This is a genomic window from Ensifer canadensis (assembly GCF_017488845.2).
In the GTDB taxonomy this organism is placed as follows: Bacteria; Pseudomonadota; Alphaproteobacteria; order Rhizobiales; family Rhizobiaceae; genus Ensifer; species Ensifer canadensis.
The window spans coordinates 1296855-1314891 of the sequence record NZ_CP083370.1; the positions used below are offsets into that span (position 1 = coordinate 1296855).

The 18037-nt window shown below is 60.3% G+C and carries 15 protein-coding genes; 13 read left to right on the forward strand and 2 right to left on the reverse strand.

What is annotated here, in order from left to right:
- Positions 1 to 336: 336 nt before the first annotated feature.
- Both J3R84_RS06360 and exoR read left to right on the forward strand, forming a co-directional pair.
- A complete protein-coding gene (locus J3R84_RS06360; RefSeq protein ID WP_203527249.1) occupies positions 337 to 1617 on the forward strand; it encodes an OmpP1/FadL family transporter in 1281 nt (426 codons plus the stop codon).
- A 457-nt stretch (positions 1618 to 2074) separates the two neighbouring features.
- Complete coding sequence (gene exoR / locus J3R84_RS06365) at positions 2075 to 2881, forward strand: exopolysaccharide production regulator ExoR (protein ID WP_025426843.1); 807 nt, start codon at positions 2075 to 2077, stop codon at positions 2879 to 2881.
- A 26-nt stretch (positions 2882 to 2907) separates the two neighbouring features.
- Here exoR and xth read toward each other — a convergent pair whose 3' ends face one another.
- The gene (xth, locus tag J3R84_RS06370) at positions 2908 to 3702 is read right to left on the reverse strand and encodes an exodeoxyribonuclease III (RefSeq protein WP_025426844.1); all 795 of its coding nucleotides are present in this window, start codon (positions 3700 to 3702) and stop codon (positions 2908 to 2910) included.
- Positions 3703 to 3907: 205 nt separating this feature from the next.
- Between xth and J3R84_RS06375 the strand changes: the two genes are divergently transcribed.
- Entirely contained in the window at positions 3908 to 5371 is a 1464-nt protein-coding gene (locus tag J3R84_RS06375; protein ID WP_025426845.1) for a phospholipase D-like domain-containing protein, read from the forward strand.
- A 34-nt stretch (positions 5372 to 5405) separates the two neighbouring features.
- Here J3R84_RS06375 and erpA read toward each other — a convergent pair whose 3' ends face one another.
- Positions 5406 to 5738, reverse strand: coding sequence for an iron-sulfur cluster insertion protein ErpA (gene erpA / locus J3R84_RS06380; protein WP_025426846.1), 333 nt, complete (start codon positions 5736 to 5738; stop codon positions 5406 to 5408).
- Positions 5739 to 5951: 213 nt separating this feature from the next.
- Here erpA and J3R84_RS06385 point away from each other — a divergent pair, with 213 nt between their 5' ends.
- The 10 genes from J3R84_RS06385 to tatC all read left to right on the forward strand — a co-directional run bounded on the left by J3R84_RS06385 (position 5952) and on the right by tatC (position 18011).
- Complete coding sequence (locus tag J3R84_RS06385; RefSeq protein ID WP_057205045.1) at positions 5952 to 7169, forward strand: deoxyguanosinetriphosphate triphosphohydrolase; 1218 nt, start codon at positions 5952 to 5954, stop codon at positions 7167 to 7169.
- Between the two features lie 95 nt (positions 7170 to 7264).
- Positions 7265 to 9025, forward strand: a complete 1761-nt coding sequence (gene argS, locus J3R84_RS06390) for an arginine--tRNA ligase (RefSeq protein ID WP_057205041.1) — start codon at positions 7265 to 7267, stop codon at positions 9023 to 9025.
- Positions 9026 to 9088: 63 nt separating this feature from the next.
- Positions 9089 to 12154 carry an SPOR domain-containing protein gene (locus J3R84_RS06395; RefSeq protein ID WP_203527248.1) on the forward strand — a complete coding sequence of 1022 codons (3066 nt, stop codon included), beginning with the start codon at positions 9089 to 9091 and terminating at the stop codon, positions 12152 to 12154.
- A gap of 141 nt (positions 12155 to 12295) precedes the next feature.
- Positions 12296 to 13312, forward strand: coding sequence for a beta-N-acetylhexosaminidase (gene nagZ, locus J3R84_RS06400; protein ID WP_025426850.1), 1017 nt, complete (start codon positions 12296 to 12298; stop codon positions 13310 to 13312).
- An 84-nt stretch (positions 13313 to 13396) separates the two neighbouring features.
- Positions 13397 to 14215, forward strand: coding sequence for a segregation and condensation protein A (locus tag J3R84_RS06405; RefSeq protein WP_051509162.1), 819 nt, complete (start codon positions 13397 to 13399; stop codon positions 14213 to 14215).
- The gene (gene scpB, locus J3R84_RS06410; RefSeq protein WP_025426852.1) at positions 14208 to 14936 is read left to right on the forward strand and encodes an SMC-Scp complex subunit ScpB; all 729 of its coding nucleotides are present in this window, start codon (positions 14208 to 14210) and stop codon (positions 14934 to 14936) included. Before J3R84_RS06405 ends, scpB begins: the two co-directional genes overlap by 8 nt.
- Before the next feature lie 88 nt (positions 14937 to 15024).
- Complete coding sequence (locus J3R84_RS06415; protein ID WP_203527247.1) at positions 15025 to 16137, forward strand: ABC transporter ATP-binding protein; 1113 nt, start codon at positions 15025 to 15027, stop codon at positions 16135 to 16137.
- A 94-nt stretch (positions 16138 to 16231) separates the two neighbouring features.
- Complete coding sequence (locus J3R84_RS06420) at positions 16232 to 16438, forward strand: twin-arginine translocase TatA/TatE family subunit (protein ID WP_025426854.1); 207 nt, start codon at positions 16232 to 16234, stop codon at positions 16436 to 16438.
- A gap of 74 nt (positions 16439 to 16512) precedes the next feature.
- Positions 16513 to 17172, forward strand: coding sequence for a Sec-independent protein translocase protein TatB (tatB, locus tag J3R84_RS06425; protein ID WP_025426855.1), 660 nt, complete (start codon positions 16513 to 16515; stop codon positions 17170 to 17172).
- A complete protein-coding gene (gene tatC, locus J3R84_RS06430) occupies positions 17169 to 18011 on the forward strand; it encodes a twin-arginine translocase subunit TatC (RefSeq protein ID WP_025426856.1) in 843 nt (280 codons plus the stop codon). Before tatB ends, tatC begins: the two co-directional genes overlap by 4 nt.
- Positions 18012 to 18037: the final 26 nt, after the last annotated feature.

An 18037-nucleotide genomic window follows, 5' to 3' on the forward strand; every position in this document is an offset into this window, starting at 1 on the left:
TTCTGACGCACCGACCTGGGAGTTAGAGCCCCGCTTTCAAACCCAAATTCGCGTTTTTTCCTGCAAAAACCAATGCTGTTGTTGTTGAGTAACACTTTCGGGTTATGCTGGTAAAATATCCTAACATTAGTCGATAAATACCCGTATTGCGCAAAAATATTTCAAATTGTTTGGATTGTGTTCAGATGATGAGAATCTTACGTAAATTTTATGGCGCACATGAGCACAATACCCCTGGAAAGCGGCATTTGCGATTTCACACGATCGTGAGAATACTTTTCGCACAGGCGACGTGAGGTGGATTGTCGCAGATTGAAATGCAGGGGGAGGAGCTTAATGGCTCATGAGAATTTGAAGCGGGGCGTCTTTGCGTTGGCGGCCGGAATTCTGGTTGCATCGGCGGCGCACGCTGGCGGTCTTGAACGCGGCGGTTACAATATCGACCTGCTGTTCGACCCGTCGGACTATGCAGCGGAAGCGACGACAACCTATGTCCACCCGCAGCGCGAACTGAAGAACGTCAGGGATACGAATACGACGTCTGCAGCCTTCCCATTCAACGGAACCGGACCCGGTACTGGCGGTGGCAATCTGAACTCCCGTCCCAATTCTGTCGAAGACACGGAGAGCTATTGGGTGCCGCGTGTGGGCATCAAGGCCCGCTTCGGAGAGGACGTCGACTGCATGGCTGACTATTCGCAGCCATGGGGAGCTCATACAAATCCGGGCGTAAATTGGGCCGGCGCCAACAACAACATTGAGACGAAGGTCGAGAGCGACAACTACGCCGCGACTTGCTCATACAAGTTTGACATGGGGCAGGGCCAGTTCCGCGTCATCGGCGGCGTCTTTTACCAAGAGGTCGGCGGCTTCAAGGAGAGATTGGTACAGGATTTCACGGGTGTGCCGCCGGCATTCGGCGGGTTGCAATCCGGCATCGGCAGGCTGGATCTCCAAGGTGACGGTTGGGGTTGGCGCGCCGGCGTCGGCTACGAAATACCGGAGTACGCGGTACGCGCAAGCTTGGTCTATAACAGTGCCGTTGATCTGGATAATCTGGCGGGTACGATCGATCTGCGCAATGTGCGCGGACCGGCGCCGGTCAACTTCTACGATGTGGCCGGGTTCGCCTCCATGCCGGACTCGCTCGAGCTCAAAGTTCAATCCGGTATTGCACCTGGCTGGGTCGCGTTCGGTTCGGTCAAGTGGACGGACTGGAGCCAGCTTCAGGTTCTCAAGTTCTGCCCGCCTTCCGGCGGTACCCTGGAGCAGCCTTGCACCTCGCTCGACCTGCTCTATCGCGACGGCTGGACGATCTCTGGCGGCGTTGGTCACAAGTTCAATGAACAGTGGAGCGGTGCCGTCAGCCTAACGTGGGATCGTGGCACGAGCCATGGCTATGGCACACAGTCCGACACTTGGGCGCTGGGCACCGGTGTTGCCTATTCGCCCACGAAGAATGTTGAGTTCCGCCTTGCAGGTGCTGTCGGTATCCTGACGAGCGGCAGTTCTGGCGCCGTCAACTTCGACGGCCAGGTCATCGGAGACGATGTTTCCTACGACTATGGCAACGACTTCTTCGGTGCGATTTCGACAGCGATCAAAGTAAAATTCTGATCCTCCATTGATCAGGACGCGCAAGGCCCGGTTTCATCACCGGGCCTTTCTTTTTGCCTTGAGCGACATCTGTTGGTGACTGTTCCGCTCGACGCCAATGTGACGATTCAGCAACACATTTAATGCTAGAGTTTGCTAGGGTCGGACTCAAGGTCAGTATGTCCATTTCCCGCCACAAACAGGGAGCAGCGATGTTAAGGACAAACGTGCGACTTGAGGATCGGGCCCGCAATGTTTGTAACGAAATGACGTCATGTGTCGTCTTGAACGAACTGCCGCACTTCCGCGGAAATGGTTCGGTAAGGCTACACACAATGGAGTTTCATTCTGGACTGAGTGAGCCGGTGTTTTCGGCGGTTTCGGTGAACAAGTGAATGGCAAAGAGTCATTCAGGCGTTTGTGTTTGCAGCGGTGATGAGTTCGGCGTGGCCGGCTGGAACGGAAGAATTAGACTGTGATGCTTGCGGGTGAACTGAAGTCTCTGAAGGTTGCGATGCTCGGCGTGTCGCTGGTGGTCGGCGGCGCTACGGCTGGTCCGGCACGTGCCTTTGATCCGGGCACCGGTGTCAGCAAGGAATCCGGTCCGTTTGCCCTGTTCAAATTCGGCTTCTCCGCCTACAAGAACGGCCGCAAGGACGAAGCGGTCGAAGCCTACCGCTATGCCGCCGAAAAGGGGCATACCGGCTCCCGCTGGGCGCTTGCCAATATGTATGCCTACGGCGACGGCGTCGCCGAAAACGACCTCGAAGCCTTCAAGATTTACAGCGAGATTGCCCAGCAGGGTGTCGAACCTGGCTCCGAGGATACGGGCTACTTTGTCAACGCGCTGATCTCGCTTGCCGGCTACTATCGTCGCGGTATTCCGGACAGCCCCATCAAGTCCGACATGTCGCAGGCACGTCAGCTTTACTTTCAGGCTGCATCGACCTTCGGCGTATCGGAGGCGCAGTTCCAGTTGGCGCGCATGTTGCTTTCGGGCGAGGGCGGCAACGTCAACGTCCAGCAGGCCAAGAAGTGGCTGAACCGCGCACGCAAGAACGGTCATGCCGGCGCCATGGGCGTTTTCGGCAATGTCATTTTCCAGGAAGGTCAGACCATCCGCGGTCTCGCCTACATGACCGCGGCACTCGATCAATGTTCGCCGAAGGATCGGCCATGGCTGCAGTCGATGCAGGAACAGGCATTTTCTCTGGCAACCGAAGATGATCGCCGTAAGGCGATCAACCTGTCGCAGAACATGCACACGCAGGGCGACGACGACTAGGCGCTGCCCTTGGCGTCACCTCCGCTTCAAAGCGGACGTTCGAACGCGAAATAGCCCGCGACCGGTACGTGGTCGGATGGTTTTTCCCAGGCCCGCACGTGCTTCTCGATCGACGTCGAGACCAGCCTGTCCGCCGCTTCCGGCGATAGCATCAGGTGATCGATCCGTATCCCGAAATTCTTCGGCCAGCATCCGGCCTGATAGTCCCAGAATGAGTAGAGCGGAACGTCATCCGTGGTCGAGCGCACTGCGTCAGTCAGGCCGAGATTCCGCAACTGGCGAAAAGCCTGGCGTGTCTCAGGCAGGAACAGCGCATCGTTCTGCCAGACCTTGACGTCCCAGCAGTCGTGTTCCTCGGGGATGACATTGTAGTCGCCGGCAAGAATGAGCGGCTCTTCCAGTTCCAGCCGACGTTGCGCGTAGGCGGAAAGGCGCTCCATCCAGCGCAGTTTGTAAGGGTACTTCTCGCTATCGACCGGGTTGCCATTTGGCAGGTAGAGCGAGCAGACGCGGATGACGCCGCCGGAGACGGAGAAGACGCCTTCGATAAATCGAGCCTGCTCGTCCGCGTCGTCGCCCGGCAGACCGCGGTTGACTTCGTCAGGTTTCAGCTTGGAAAGCAGCGCAACGCCGTTGAAGCCTTTCTGGCCGTGCGTTTCGACGTGATAGCCGAGCGCTTCGATCTCAAGGCGCGGGAAGTTTTCATCGACCGACTTGATCTCCTGCAGGCAGACGATGTCCGGGTTCGATTCTTTCAACCACGCCAGCAGGCCGTCGATTCGCGCCTTGACGCCATTGATGTTCCAGGTGGCAATCTTCATGGCTCGAAACGCCCTTCCATGTCAGTGAATCCTTCCGGACGGCTTCTTGTAACGACTCGGGATTCGTTTGACAAATCCGATACCTGCGGTCTTTTCGCGGAGAAAGGCCCCGTACATCAATAACGGGCAGCGCTTTTCACGCACTTGCCGTATGCGGGCATGCCGTTGAATTGATTCCCACCCGCCGAAGGCTATAGTCCCCCACATGATCGACCTCATCCAGAACTATTGGCCGCATTTCCTCGTTTTCCTGTCTTTCGTCTTGGGCGTGCCGGCGGCCATCCATGCCGCCATGACCAAGGACGATGTTCGGGCGGCAGCCGGTTGGGTCGGCGTCGTGCTGCTGTCACCGATTGTTGGGGCGGTCGTCTATGGTGTTGCCGGCATTAACCGCATCCGCCGCTCGTCCATCGGCATGCAACGCTCGTTGCTGCGCGGCCGCGGCCCCGATCAGTTCGGGCGCTTCGATGTATCCGATGCCGAGATTGGCACGCGTTTCGGCCAACGATTCTCGGCAATGAAAATCCTCGGTGACCGGGTGTCGCGGCATGCGATGTCCACAGGCAACCGCATAAGCATGCTCGAGGGCGGGGATGCGGCCTATACCGCCATGCTGCATGAGATCACCCACGCGCGCCGCAGCATCCTGCTTGAAAGTTACATCTTCGATCGAGACGCGCTCGGCTTGCGCTTCGCCGATGCATTGATAGCGGCGCGTGGGCGAGGGGTCGAGGTACGGGTGCTGATCGATGCGGTGGGCGCACGCTACTCCGTACCGAGCATCGTCGGTTATCTCAAGGCTGCGAGCGTGCCCACGGCCGTCTTCAACGGCAACATCATCATGGGGCTCAGATTGCCCTATGCCAATCTGCGCACGCACCGGAAGATCCTGGTCGTCGATGGCAAGGTCGCCTTTGCCGGCGGCATGAACATCCGCGCCGGCTTCACCACCGAAATCGCCGGTCCCGAAGCGGCCTATGACACCCATTTCCGCATCACCGGGCCTGTCGTTGCCGACATCTTCCAGGTTTCTGCCGAGGATTGGCAGTTTTCGACGGGTGAACTTCTGGCAAGTGACACGTGGAAAATCGAGCCGACCTCGCCGGCGGCAAAGGCGCCCGGCATTCTGATGCGCGCTGTACCGTCGGGGCCCGACAAAACGAATGAAACCAATCACAAGATGCTGATGGGTGCGTTCTCGGTGGCGCGAAAGAACATTCGACTGATGTCGCCCTATTTTCTTCCTGACCGGGAGTTGATCAGCGCGCTTGTGACGGCCGCCCGCCGTGGCGTAGAGGTGGATATTGTCGTGCCCGCGGTCAACAATCTGCTGCTGGTCGACCGCGCCATGACAGCGCAGTTCGATCAGGTGTTGAAGGGGCATTGCCGCGTCTGGCGCGCAAAGGGTGCCTTCAATCACTCCAAGCTGCTCGCCGTTGATGAGACTTGGGCCTATGTCGGCTCGACGAACCTCGATCCGCGGTCGCTACGCCTCAACTTCGAATTCGATCTCGAAGTGCTCGATGACGGCTTCGCACGCGATGTCAGCAGCCGCATCGCCGCAATCGCGGAGTCTGCGGAAGAGGTGACGCTAAAGGATTTGAATGCCCAGCCTTTAGCTGCGCGCTTGGCAAACCGCCTGCTCTGGCTGGGATCGCCATATCTGTAGCAATGAGCGGCGCACGGGAATGCGCCCGCTTGGGTCAGATGGAAAAACTCGTTCCGCATCCGCAGCTTGCGACAGCATTCGGATTCTTTATCTGAAAGGACTGGCCGAGCAGGTTGTCGATGAAGTCGATCTCCGAGCCACCCATATAGACGAGCGACAAGCTGTCGATCAGGACCTTGGCATCGTCCTTTTCAAGCACGAGGTCGTCGTCGTTCGCATCGTCGACCAGATCAAATTTGTACGAGAAGCCCGAGCAGCCACCGCCCTCGACGGAAACCCGCATGGCATTCTTATGGCCGTCCGAATGCAGAATGGTGGCGATCCGCTTGGCGGCCGCGTCGGAAAGGGTCACTGTTTCCTGTGTCATATTTGCCTCCTGCCGGGGTCAAGAACCGGAGAGATTCGTTTTCATTGCATATTCGGCACTTGGCCGGTTTCGACAAGTCTTTTAATGTCGAGCGCCAAACCGTTGCTTTGACTTCCGGAATCGGTCGATGTTTGGTCGACGCTTTCCCGTAGCTTTCACTATAGGTATGAAGGCTTGAATGTCCCGTCAATGGGGCGACCACGCAGGTGTGAAATGACGTTCGACAAAAATGCGCTCGGCTTCGGTTACGGTGAACATGCGCCATTCGCGTCGAATCCCTGGGCGACGCGCGGCAGGCTCTACCCGGAAGCGACAAGCCCGACGCGGTCCGATTTTCAACGTGACCGCGACCGCATCGTGCATACGACCGCCTTTCGCCGGCTAAAACACAAGACGCAGGTCTTCATCGCCGCCGACGGCGACCACTATCGCACCCGCCTGACCCACACGATCGAGGTGGCGCAGATTGCACGCGCGCTGGCGCGAGCGCTGAAGCTGGACGAGGACCTCGCCGAAGGCGTGGCGCTCGTCCATGATTTCGGCCACACGCCGTTCGGGCATACGGGCGAGGATGCGCTGCATGAGATGCTCAAGCCCTATGGCGGCTTCGATCACAACGCCCAATCGTTGCGTATCGTCACCAAACTCGAGCGGCGCTACGCCGAGTTTGACGGCCTGAACCTCACCTGGGAAAGCCTGGAGGGGCTGGTAAAACACAATGGGCCGCTTCTGAGCCTTGACGGGCAGGGCACCCACGGCCCGGTGCCGCAGCCGATCCTGGACTATTGCGCTATTCACGACCTTGAGCTTGCAAGCTTTGCGAGCCTCGAAGCACAGGTGGCGGCGATCGCCGATGATATCGCCTACAACACCCATGATATCGATGACGGTCTGAGGTCCGGCTACCTGACCTTCGAGATGCTGGAGGACGTGCCGTTTCTCGCCCGCCTGATGCGCGAGGTCAGCGATCGTTATCCCGGCCTTGAAGCGAGCCGCTTCACCCATGAGATTATGCGCCGCCAGATCACGGCGATGGTCGAGGACGTGATTGCGGTCGCGCAGACGCGCCTCCGGGATATCAGGCCCGAAAGTGCCATGGATGTCAGGCAGGCTGGTAGGGTCATAGCGACATTCTCGGACGAGATGGGCGAGACCGACAAACAGATCAAGAGACTGCTGATGACGCGGATCTATCGCCATCCCGAGGTGATGCGGGTGCGCGAAGGAGCTGCGTCGATCGTTTGCGATCTCTATCGCGCCTTCATGGCCGACCCTTTGCTGATGCGCGAACATTATTGGATCGACCAGATCCCTGGTATGGCCGAGCCGGCGCGGGCGCGTCATGTCGGCGACTATCTGGCCGGAATGACGGATACCTTCGCCATCAGTGTCCACCGCCGTTTGTTTGACCATACGCCCGATTTGCGGTAGGGACGCCCCGCCCGGAGGCTTTTGGTTCAACCGAACCGGGCCTCCTTTTGAGTTTTGCACCGACCATATTCTGTCGGGAAAAGCGGACGGATCAGATGAATCTCTTCACGGACTTCGAATCAAGAATTAAGGATATTCTCGAAACGCTTGATGTCGTTCGAGAAAAGCGATCCGAACTTGACTTCGCCCGTATCAATGTCGAGCCGCCGCGCGACCCCAGCCATGGCGATGTCGCGACCAATGCCGCGATGGTGCTTGCCAAACCGCTGGGCATGAATCCGCGCGCGCTTGCCGATCTGATCGTCGAGAAGCTCAAGCAGGACCCTGAGGTCACCGATGTTTCCGTTGCCGGTCCAGGCTTCATCAACGTGCGGCTTTCCGTCTCCTACTGGCAGAAGCTGTTGACCGCGATGGTTCGCACCGGTGCGGACTACGGCCGCAGCACGACCGGTGCCGGCCGCAAGGTCAACGTCGAATACGTGTCGGCCAATCCGACCGGGCCAATGCATGTCGGCCATTGCCGCGGTGCCGTCGTCGGCGACGCGCTTGCGAACCTGCTAGCCTTTGCCGGCTACGAGGTGACCAAGGAATATTACATCAACGACGCCGGCTCGCAGATCGATGTGTTGGCGCGTTCGGCCTTCCTTCGCTACCGGCAGGCGCTTGGCGAGGAGATCGGCGAGATCCCGTCGGGCCTCTATCCCGGCGATTATCTCGTACCCGTCGGCGAGGCGCTGGCCGACGAGTTCGGCACGAGCCTGCGGCTGATGCCCGAGGACAAGTGGATGCCGCTGGTCAAGGAGCGCACTATTGATGCGATGATGGTCATGATCCGCGAGGATCTTGCCGCCCTGAACGTCACCCATGATGTCTTCTTCTCGGAGCGGACCCTGCATGCCAATGGCGCTGCCAAGATCCGCACCGCGATCAACGACCTGACCTTCAAGGGCCACGTCTACAAGGGCACGCTGCCACCGCCGAAGGGCCAGCTGCCGGAGGACTGGGAAGACCGGGAGCAAACGCTGTTCCGCTCGACCGAGGTCGGCGACGATATCGACCGGCCTTTGATCAAGTCGGATGGCAGTTATACCTACTTCGCTGCCGACGTTGCTTACTTCAAGGACAAGTTTGACCGCGGCTTCGACGAAATGATCTATGTGCTCGGCGCCGACCACGGTGGTTACGTCAAGCGGCTTGAGGCGCTGGCACGCGCGGTGTCTGGCGGTGCGTCGAAGCTGACTGTACTGCTTTGCCAGTTGGTCAAGCTCTATCGCGAGGGTGAGCCGGTCAAGATGTCCAAGCGTTCCGGTGACTTCGTGACGTTGCGCGACGTCGTTGATGAAGTCGGACGCGATCCGGTCCGGTTCATGATGATCTACCGGAAGAACTCCGAGCCGTTGGATTTCGATTTTGCGAAGGTGACAGAGCAGTCCAAGGACAACCCGGTCTTCTACGTGCAGTACGCACATGCGCGTTGCCGGTCTGTCTTCCGTCAGGCTGCGGACGCTTTCCCCGAACTCGACCTGTCCACCGTCGATTTTGCCGGCGCAATCAATGGCCTGATCGTCGATCCGGCGGAGCTGCAGCTGGTCGCCAAGCTCGCAGAATATCCGCGCGTCGTGGAGGCTGCGGCACTGGCGCAAGAGCCGCATCGCATCGCGTTTTACCTTTACGATCTTGCCGCTGCCTTCCATGGACACTGGAACAAAGGTAAAGAGAATCCGGAATTACGTTTTGTTAACGATAAAAATAGAGAATTAAGTACTGCCAGACTCGGGCTGGTGCATGCTGTCGCTTCCGTACTGAAGTCGGGCCTGTCCATTACAGGCACCTCTGCACCGGAAGAAATGCGATAAGTATTGTCACCATTTTCCCACAATGCACTGGCAAGTGAATGCAGGCAATTGTGAGTGGAGAGCATGGCAGACAAACAATTCGCACGAAGCGGGCCGGCTGAATTCGATGTATTGGCAGACGATGATCCGTTGGCCGAACTCGCCCGGATCGTCGGCTACGATGCCCGGCCGGCTGTCCAGCAGTTGCAGGAATTGCAACGCCACCAGGAAGCCGTCCGGCAAGATCCGACGTTCGATCTCGAGGAAGAGCTCCTTCGAGAGTTCGATACCTATGATGCGCCGCGCGCGGCAGATGTTCAGCCGGACAACGATCCAGTTGAAACTGTAGCTGCGCCCGCAGAAGAGCTTCAGCAGGTCGAGCCGGTGCTTGAATTTGCGCCAGCCGAGTTTGCTGTGGCCGAATCGGCGCCAATCGAAGATGCGCCGGCGATTAAACCGGAGTATCAGCCGGTCGAACTCGCAGAGACATGGCCAGAGGCCGCTCTTGAAGAAGTCGACCGCGGCCACGCCGAATTCGTTGCGGTTCCCGAGGCGACGTCCACTTCGATCACTGACGTAACGGGATACGACGTGGTTTCGGAAGCGGTCGAGCCGACCTTCGATCTGGAACGCGAACTCGAGCTCTCGCTCGGTGACGTCGATCTTTCTCCGACGGCCGAGATTGCGCCGATCAAACAGCACGTTGGTGCACCTGAAGAATGGCATGCGCCGGTCGAGGACATTTCGTTCGACGTTTCCGATTTCGCCGATCAACTGGCAACAGAGCAGGCCTCGCTGTCCGTCGAGCCAGCCTTCGAAGTGGCTCCGGCCGCCGAGGCCAGCAACGCCTATGCGTCGGACAATGCCTATTCGTACGAACCGACAGTGATCGAGCAGGTCGCTCCGGTTGCCGTAGAGCCGGCTTTCGAACCGGCTCCGGCTGCCGAGGGCAGCAACGCCTATGCGTCGGACAATGCCTACTCGTACGAACCGGCAGTGATCGAGCAGGTCGCTGCGGTTGCGGCAGAGCCGACAACAGATAACGCCGTCGATGAGCTTCTTGCCGATATCGAGCGGTTTCCGGTACCGGCTGCGACCGGCCTGGTCGCCGCTGCAGTTCACACTCATCCTGCGATTCATGCGCGGGCCGAGCCGGCTGTCGTGGCTGCGCCACCTGTCAAGAAGAGCCCCTATCCCTTCACGCCGACGTTCAGTCGCGCCACCCCGGTCGCTTCGCCCTCGGGTGCCGGCCAGCAGCGCGCCTTTGCTGGTCCGATCGTCTCGTCGATCCCTGCTGCCGCAGCACCTGTAGCCGCCGCACCGGTGGCCGCAGCGGTTGCGCCAGAGGCTGTCGTCGAGCCCGCTCTTCCGGCTACCGAGCCGGAGAACGAGCCGAGCTTCGACATCGAGAACTTCGAAATGGAGCTCTCGGATGTGGCGATGGAAATGGAGCTTCCGGAATTCGACGCTTCTGAGGATATCGCCGCCGCAGTGCAGCAGCCGGTTTTCGCCGCTATCGAGCAGGAGCCGGTACAGCATGAAGAGCCCTTCGTAGCACCGTCGGTCGCAGCTGCGCCCTTAGAAATCGAAGAGCCGCCGGTTGAAAGCGTTCTGCCGTTCGATCCGTCGATGATCGCTGAAGCCGATACCGGCGTCGCACCGATCGCCGATATGGATGTACCGCAACTGCCGGTCATCGAGACAGAAAAGCCGGTCGCTTATCCCGCCGACTACGATCTCGATATCGACGCGGAAATGGCCCAGCTCTTCGGGACGCCGGCACCATCCGTCAGGGAGACGCAGGCTCGCCCCGTCGAGGCTCGTGAACCTGCACGCTCCGCGCCGGCAGCCAAGCCGGCCGCATCGCTCGGCGCAGCACCGATGGATGATTTCGACGAGTTCGAGAAGGCAATGGAAGAAGACTTCCGTCGCTCGATGGTCGAACGTCAGAACACGCCGCGCGAATCCGAGCGCGCTCAGCCTATGTCCGGCCAGGCCGACGCCGGTGTTTATAACGAATACGGCTCCGGTCGCCGCTCGCAGCGCACAATGCTGCTCGCTGCAAGCGTCGCCGGCATCATCATTCTCGGTGGTGCAGGCGTCTACGCCTGGATGGGTGGCAGCGATGCCGTTTCGTCCGGCGAGGGTCCGAAGATCATTCTCGCCGACAAGTCCCCGGTAAAGGTCGTGCCCGAGGAAAAGGGCGGGAAGACCGTGCCGAACCAGGACAAGGCCGTCTATGACCGCGTTGCCGGTGCTCAGGGCACGGGTCCTCGGCAGGAGGCACTCGTCTCCTCGACCGAGGAACCGATGGACGTCGTCCAGCGGACGCTGACACCGGAAAACCTGCCGAATGACGGCAGCGATGAAGCGGATGCTCTGGGTGCTTCACCGAATGCGGACGAGGAGTCTGCCCGCCTTCTGCCTGGTGACGGTGCTGCCGTGCCGGCTGATCAGGAAGAGGACAAGGCTCCCGCAGTCGCGCCGCGAAAAGTACGCACGATGATCGTCAAGCCGGACGGCACGCTCGTCGCCCGCGAAGAGCCGGTTGCTGAACCGGCGACGGAAGTTGCTGGCAACACCCAGCCGGTTCCGGCAACGGCTTCGGGTCAGGTTGCGGCGTCGGGCACTGAGGGCCAGGCGACAGCCACGGGCGCCGGTTCCGAACTTCGCGCAGCCGGCGAGGCACTTGCAGGTGCCGACCAGGTCGCACTTGCTGCCGCGAGCGACGCCACGGTAAACGCCGCTGGCGTTGAGGCACCGCTGCCTCGGACCCGCCCGACCGGGCAGGCTGGCAACGTGGCTGGCGCCGTACCTGAAAGCGCAAGCGCACGTCCGGCGGAAACGCAGGCCGCCGCCAACCCTGCAACGGATACCCAGCAGGTTTCGACGGCATCAGTGCCGGCTGGCACCTACTTCATCCAGGTGGCGTCGCTGCCCTCCGAGGCCGAAGCGAAGAAGTCCTACAACAGCCTTTCGAACAAGTTCGGAAGCGTTATCGGTGGTCGCGGCGTGGATATCCGCAAGGCGGAGATCGCGGGTAAGGGCACCTACTATCGTGTCCGCATCCCGGCCGGTTCGCGCGAAGAGGCCAATGCGCTTTGCTCGCGCTACAAGGGCGCTGGTGGCAGCTGCCTCGTGACCAAGTAGTCACAGCAGCAATATTATCCCCAGAGGGGCGCGGCAGAGATGCCGCGCCCTTTCACGTTTCAGTGACAGTAGTCTGTGCATGACGCGCACCGATAGCTATTCTCGCTTCGCTGTGGGCAAGCCGCGCATTATGCTTTTGGCATGAGCGAATCAAAAGCATTTATCTCCGGCTGCAAGGGTCTTTCTCTTTCGAGCGAAGAGCGCAGCTTCTTTGATGGCGAGCGGCCCTGGGGCTTCATCCTCTTTGGCCGCAACATTGGCGAGGAACAGCAGATTTCCGATCTGGTCGCGGCGCTACGTGACAGTATCGGCAATCCCGCGGCACCCGTGCTGATCGACCAGGAAGGCGGACGTGTTCAGCGCATCCGGCCGCCGCTTGTTCAGCAGTATCCGAATGGTGCGGCGATCGGCGAGATCTACCGCCGCGATGCCGAGGGCGGTTTGCGTGCGGCCTGGTTGATGGGGCGGCTGCATGCGTTCGATCTGATGCGGTTCGGCATCACCGTCGATTGCCTGCCGGTGCTCGACGTGCCGGTTCCCGGCAGTCACGATGTGATCGGCAATCGCGCCTATGGACACGATCCGCAGAGTGTCACGGCGATCGGTCGGGCGATGGCGGAAGGCCTTAAGTCCGGTGGCATGCTGCCGGTAATGAAACATATGCCCGGCCATGGCCGCACTTTCGTCGATTCCCACCACAGCCTGCCGGTGGTCAGCGAAACCTTCGACGAGCTTGCCAAGAGCGATTTCCTGCCCTTCATCGCCATGAAGGACGAGGTCATGGCGATGTCGGCGCACATGGTCTTCACGGCGATCGATCCGGACAATCCGGCAACGACCTCGGCCAAGGTTGTGCGTGAGATCATCCGCGGCCATATCGGTTTCGACGGGTTGTTGATGTCCGACGACGTTTCGATGAATGCGCTGGCCGGCGACATGTCCACCCGCGCGCGCAACATCATCGACGCCGGACTTGATCTCGTCTTGCATTGTCATGGCATAATGGACGAGATGAAGGCTGTAGCGGATGTCGTCCCGGTTCTGGCCGGAGAGACATTGCGCAGGGCAAGGGCCGCAGAGGCCGCCTTCCGCAAGCCTGATAATGCGAACGAGCAGGAACTACGTGCCGAATTCAACAGCCTGTTCGCGACGGTTTGAGGACGGGTACGGCCGGTGGGAAAGGATCAGGCTGTCGTGAGCAACGCGGGTGAAAAGCAAGGCAGGTCCGGGGCGAAAGCGCCGATGGATCCCTTGTGGCAGGACGAGACTGCGGAGCGCGGATTGCACGAAGAGGCGCTGGTCATCGACATCGCCGGCTTCGAGGGCCCGCTCGATCTGCTCCTCCATCTTGCTCGCAGCCAGCGGGTCGATCTTGCTCGCATCTCGGTGCTGGCATTGGCCGAACAATACATCGCCTTTGTCGAGCGGGCGCGCAGCATCCGCATCGAACTGGCCGCCGACTATCTCGTCATGGCGGCTTGGCTTGCCTATCTCAAGTCGCGGCTGCTGATCCCGCAGCAGGCGAAGGATGATGGTCCCTCCGGTGAGGAAATGGCATCGGCGCTGGCGTTCCGGCTGAAGCGCCTCGAAGCCATGCGCGAGGCCGCCACCCGGCTGATCAACCGAAACCGCCTCGGCCGCGATGTTTTCGTGCGTGGTGCGCCGGAGCATATCGTCACCGAGCGGAAGTCGGACTATGACGCTTCGCTTTACGATCTGCTGACCGCGTATGCGAGCTTGCGGCAACGGACAGCGATCACGCAAGTGACGATCGAAAAGCGCCACGTCTGGTCGCTCGCCGATGCGCGATTGATCCTGGCACGCATGATCGGCCATCTGGACGATTGGACCGCGCTCGATCACTTCCTGTTGCGTTACATGACGACGCCGAAGGAGCGGGCGACGGCCATCGCCAGTTCCTTTGCCGCCTCGCTGGAAATGGTACGTGAGGGGCGCCTGGAAATCCGCCAGGAAGAAGCGTTCGCGCCGATATATCTGCGGCGTGGGCCGAACCCGATCGATGCGGCGACGCTCGCCGATATGGAGGCAGCCCGTGGCTGAGCCGCAGAAATACCTCCCGGACGTGACAGACGAAGACGGCGAGAACGACGGCCTTGTGTTCGATCCGCGCATGGAGCAGGAAACCGAGCGAATTGCCGAAGCGCTGGTGTTTGCCTCCGCGCAGCCAATCTCCGAGGCTTACATCGCCACCCGCCTGCCGCGCGGTGCCGATGTCCCGCGCATCATGGCGCGATTGAAGGCGCTTTATGCAGGCCGTGGCGTCAATCTGGTGCAGGTGGCCGATCACTGGGCGTTCCGCACGGCCGCCGACCTGTCCTTCGTCGTGCAGACGGATGAGAAGGAGGTTCGCAAGTTGTCGCGCGCCGCGCTAGAGGTTCTGGCGATCATCGCCTACCACCAGCCGGTTACCCGCGCCGAAATTGAAGACATTCGCGGTGTGCAGACATCCAAGGGCACGCTGGATGTGCTGATGGAGGCGGGCTGGGTCCGCTTCCGTGGCCGCCGCCGCACGCCCGGGCGTCCGGTCACCTTCGGAACGACACGCGATTTTCTCGACCACTTCGGCCTGGAGGAACTGCGCGACCTGCCTGGCATCGAGGAGTTGAAGGGAGCGGGGCTTCTCTCCGGCCGCGTTCCGTCCAACCTGCATATTCCCGTGCCCGTCGGCGAAGATGACCTGGCGGAAAACGAGGATCCGATCACCCAGCTCGATCTGGAAGAACTGGGGCTCTTGACTCCGAAGGGCGAAGAGGCCGATTAAAAAACCTGATTGGAGATATCGGCTTTCTCCATCGAGCCTGCACCCGGCATGGTCGCCGCGGTGCCACCGGTGTCAAGGAATACGCAGCATGGTTTCAGATACGCAGGACGGGCCCGTCATGGCAACGCGACGGACGGCGGGCGTATCTTTCGCGGCGAGCCTGACATTCGAGGATATCCACCACAACTACCATTCCAAGGAGACTATCAAGGGCGTCAGCCTGGCGGCCAAGGCCGGCGAGGTCCTTTGCCTGCTCGGCCCCTCCGGTTCCGGCAAGACGACGCTGCTGCGGATCGCCGCCGGCATCGAGATGCAAAGAGCCGGCCGCCTCCTGCTTAACGGCCAGGAGATTTCTGGCCCGTCGGTCTTCTTGCCGCCGGAAAAGCGCGGTGTCGGTCTGATGTTCCAGGACTTTGCGCTGTTTCCGCACATGACGATCCGCGACAATGTTCGCTTTGGGCTGACGGCGCTTCCGAAGAAAGAAGCGCTGATCCAGGCCGACGCAGCCCTGGAACGGGTCGGTCTTTCGCATTACGGAGATCGTTATCCCCATGTGCTTTCGGGTGGCGAGCAGCAGCGTGTGGCGCTCGCCCGTGCGCTCGCGCCGCGGCCTGCTGTGCTGTTGATGGACGAACCGTTCTCCGGGCTCGACTCGCGGCTCAAGGATTCGATCCGCGCCGATACGCTCGCCATCCTCAGAGAGACGCGTGCCACCGCGATCGTCGTCACGCATGATGCCGAGGAAGCGATGCGCATGGCCGACCGGATCGCTCTGCTCAAGGATGGGCGCCTGGTCCAGGTCGGCACCGCCGACGAGCTTTATCGAGAGCCACGGGACCTGTTTGCCGCCGGTTTCTTTTCGGAAATCAACGTGTTCGACGCCCAGGTGCGCAACGGTCGCGTCGATACGCCGCTCGGCGGCGTGGATGCCAGCAAGTACCGCGATGGCCAGCGCCTTTCCGTGGCCGTGCGGCTTTCGGGGCTGCGTGTCGGCAAGGACGAAGGCGACATACAGGCGCGGATCGTCTCGCGCCGTTTCATCGGCGTTGTCGAACTGCTCGAACTGGCTGTGGCGGGCTGCGATGGAACCGTGCGCGCCCGTATCCGCGCGGACCAATTGCCGCAAGGATTGCGCGATGTAATGCTTTCAGTTAACGAGCGGGATATATTGCTGTTTGAAAAAGATGTTCCGACATCTTAGGGTCTGTGGCGAAAAGAGGCTGTGCTGGTGGCGCGCCTGAAAATTGACACGCGAATAGGGCCTAAATCGGGGAAGGCTCAGAGGGAGTAAACGCATGGGTTCCTTTAGTATCTGGCACTGGCTGATCGTTCTGGTCGTGGTGCTGTTGTTGTTCGGTCGCGGCAAGATTCCGGAACTGATGGGCGACGTTGCCAAGGGCATCAAGAGTTTCAAGAAGGGCATGAACGACGACGACGTCGCTTCCGCCGACAAGCCGCTCGACGGCAAGACTGTTGATCACAAGTCTGACGAAGTTCGCTAACGATCGAGCACCGATAGGGCCAGGCTGGGATTACCTCCCGGCCGGCCGCACCACGGGTTTGCAGGACATATCGAATGCTTGATATCGGCTGGACCGAGCTAGTCGTCATTGCCATCGTACTGATCGTTGTTGTCGGACCGAAGGATTTGCCGCCGATGTTGCGCGCCTTTGGCCGCATGACGTCGAAGCTGCGCGGCATGGCGTCGGATTTCCGCCAGCAATTCGATGAGGCGTTGCGTGAGGCGGATCTCGAAGACGTCCGTAAAACGATCAGCGACGCGCAAAGCCTCAATCCGGCAAATGCGCTACGTGACGCGATGAACCCGTTGCGCCAGATCGGCAACGAGATCAAATCCGATCTCCAGAAGGCCGCATCACCAGACAAGGCGCCCGTATCCGCTGCAGAGCCGCCAGTTTCCTCCGTGGAACCGGTTGCCGTTGGCGCGGCCGAGGCAAAGCCAGCCAACAGCATTGCGGCCGCGGCGATTGGTTCTGCCAGCCGGCAAATGCAGCGTGCCGAAGCTTCTGAGCCTGCGGCAAAGCCGAAACGGGTAACGAAGGCCAAGGCAGACGCTACGCCCGCGCCCAAGAAGGCCTCACCGGCGAAGGCGGCAACCGCCAAATCTGCACCCGCCAAGACGGCTGCAAAGAGGCCTTCCAAGGTCGAGGCAGAGCAGCCGAAAGAAAAAACACAAAAGACACGCGCGGCAACGCGCAAGAAAGGTGACGTATGAGCGGCGATATCGAGGACCGGCCGCAGCCGCTGATCGAACATCTGATCGAGCTCAGAAAGCGGCTGATGTGGGCCGTTGGCGCGTTCTTCATCGCCTTTCTCGTCTGCTTCTACTTTGCCAAGGGTCTCTTCAACCTTCTGGTGCTGCCGTTCAAATGGGCGGTCGGTTGGGCCGGGATGGATCAACGCAATGTCGAGCTGATCTACACTGCTCCGCAGGAGTTCTTTTTCACCCAGATCAAGGTGGCGATGTTCGGCGCTCTCGTGATCGCCTTTCCGGTGATCGCGTCGCAGATCTACAAGTTCGTCGCCCCCGGCCTCTACAAGAACGAGCGTGCGGCATTCCTGCCGTTCCTGATTGCCTCGCCGCTCCTGTTCCTGCTCGGTGGCGCGCTCGTCTATTTCTTCTTCACGCCGATGGTCATGTGGTTCTTCCTGGCGATGGAGCAGGGCGGTGACGAGGGGCATGTTGCAATCCAGCTTCTGCCCAAGGTCTCGGAATATCTGAGCCTGATCATGTCGCTGGTCTTTGCTTTCGGCCTCGTGTTCCAGCTGCCGGTGGTCACCACGCTTCTGGCCCGCGTTGGCTTCGTCAGCGCACAGGGACTTGCCGAGAAGCGCAAATACGCGATCGTGATTGCCTTCATTGTCGCGGCCGTCCTGACACCGCCGGACCCAGTCTCCCAGATCGGCCTTGCACTGCCCGCCATCCTTCTCTACGAAATTTCGATCTATACGGCGCGACTCGTCGAGAGACAGCGGGCAGCGGATGCGCTCAAGCGTGAGGCTGCCCAGTCGCAGGAAGAAACTTCCGAAGAGGTTGGCCCCGCAAAGGGCTGAGCATTCGACGGTTCCGCGCCGTGACC

What these genes read in the sequence shown, in the direction of transcription:
- J3R84_RS06385 (WP_057205045.1), top strand. Translation starts at nt 5,952, where the DNA reads ATGACGTTCGACAAAAATGCGCTCGGCTTCGGTTACGGTGAACATGCG.
- xth (WP_025426844.1), bottom strand. Translation starts at nt 3,702, where the DNA reads ATGAAGATTGCCACCTGGAACATCAATGGCGTCAAGGCGCGAATCGAC.
- J3R84_RS06415 (WP_203527247.1), top strand. Translation starts at nt 15,025, where the DNA reads ATGGTTTCAGATACGCAGGACGGGCCCGTCATGGCAACGCGACGGACG.
- J3R84_RS06360 (WP_203527249.1), top strand. Translation starts at nt 337, where the DNA reads ATGGCTCATGAGAATTTGAAGCGGGGCGTCTTTGCGTTGGCGGCCGGA.
- J3R84_RS06395 (WP_203527248.1), top strand. Translation starts at nt 9,089, where the DNA reads ATGGCAGACAAACAATTCGCACGAAGCGGGCCGGCTGAATTCGATGTA.
- J3R84_RS06420 (WP_025426854.1), top strand. Translation starts at nt 16,232, where the DNA reads ATGGGTTCCTTTAGTATCTGGCACTGGCTGATCGTTCTGGTCGTGGTG.
- nagZ (WP_025426850.1), top strand. Translation starts at nt 12,296, where the DNA reads ATGAGCGAATCAAAAGCATTTATCTCCGGCTGCAAGGGTCTTTCTCTT.
- argS (WP_057205041.1), top strand. Translation starts at nt 7,265, where the DNA reads ATGAATCTCTTCACGGACTTCGAATCAAGAATTAAGGATATTCTCGAA.
- J3R84_RS06405 (WP_051509162.1), top strand. Translation starts at nt 13,397, where the DNA reads ATGGATCCCTTGTGGCAGGACGAGACTGCGGAGCGCGGATTGCACGAA.
- erpA (WP_025426846.1), bottom strand. Translation starts at nt 5,738, where the DNA reads ATGACACAGGAAACAGTGACCCTTTCCGACGCGGCCGCCAAGCGGATC.
- tatC (WP_025426856.1), top strand. Translation starts at nt 17,169, where the DNA reads ATGAGCGGCGATATCGAGGACCGGCCGCAGCCGCTGATCGAACATCTG.
- tatB (WP_025426855.1), top strand. Translation starts at nt 16,513, where the DNA reads ATGCTTGATATCGGCTGGACCGAGCTAGTCGTCATTGCCATCGTACTG.
- J3R84_RS06375 (WP_025426845.1), top strand. Translation starts at nt 3,908, where the DNA reads ATGATCGACCTCATCCAGAACTATTGGCCGCATTTCCTCGTTTTCCTG.
- exoR (WP_025426843.1), top strand. Translation starts at nt 2,075, where the DNA reads ATGCTTGCGGGTGAACTGAAGTCTCTGAAGGTTGCGATGCTCGGCGTG.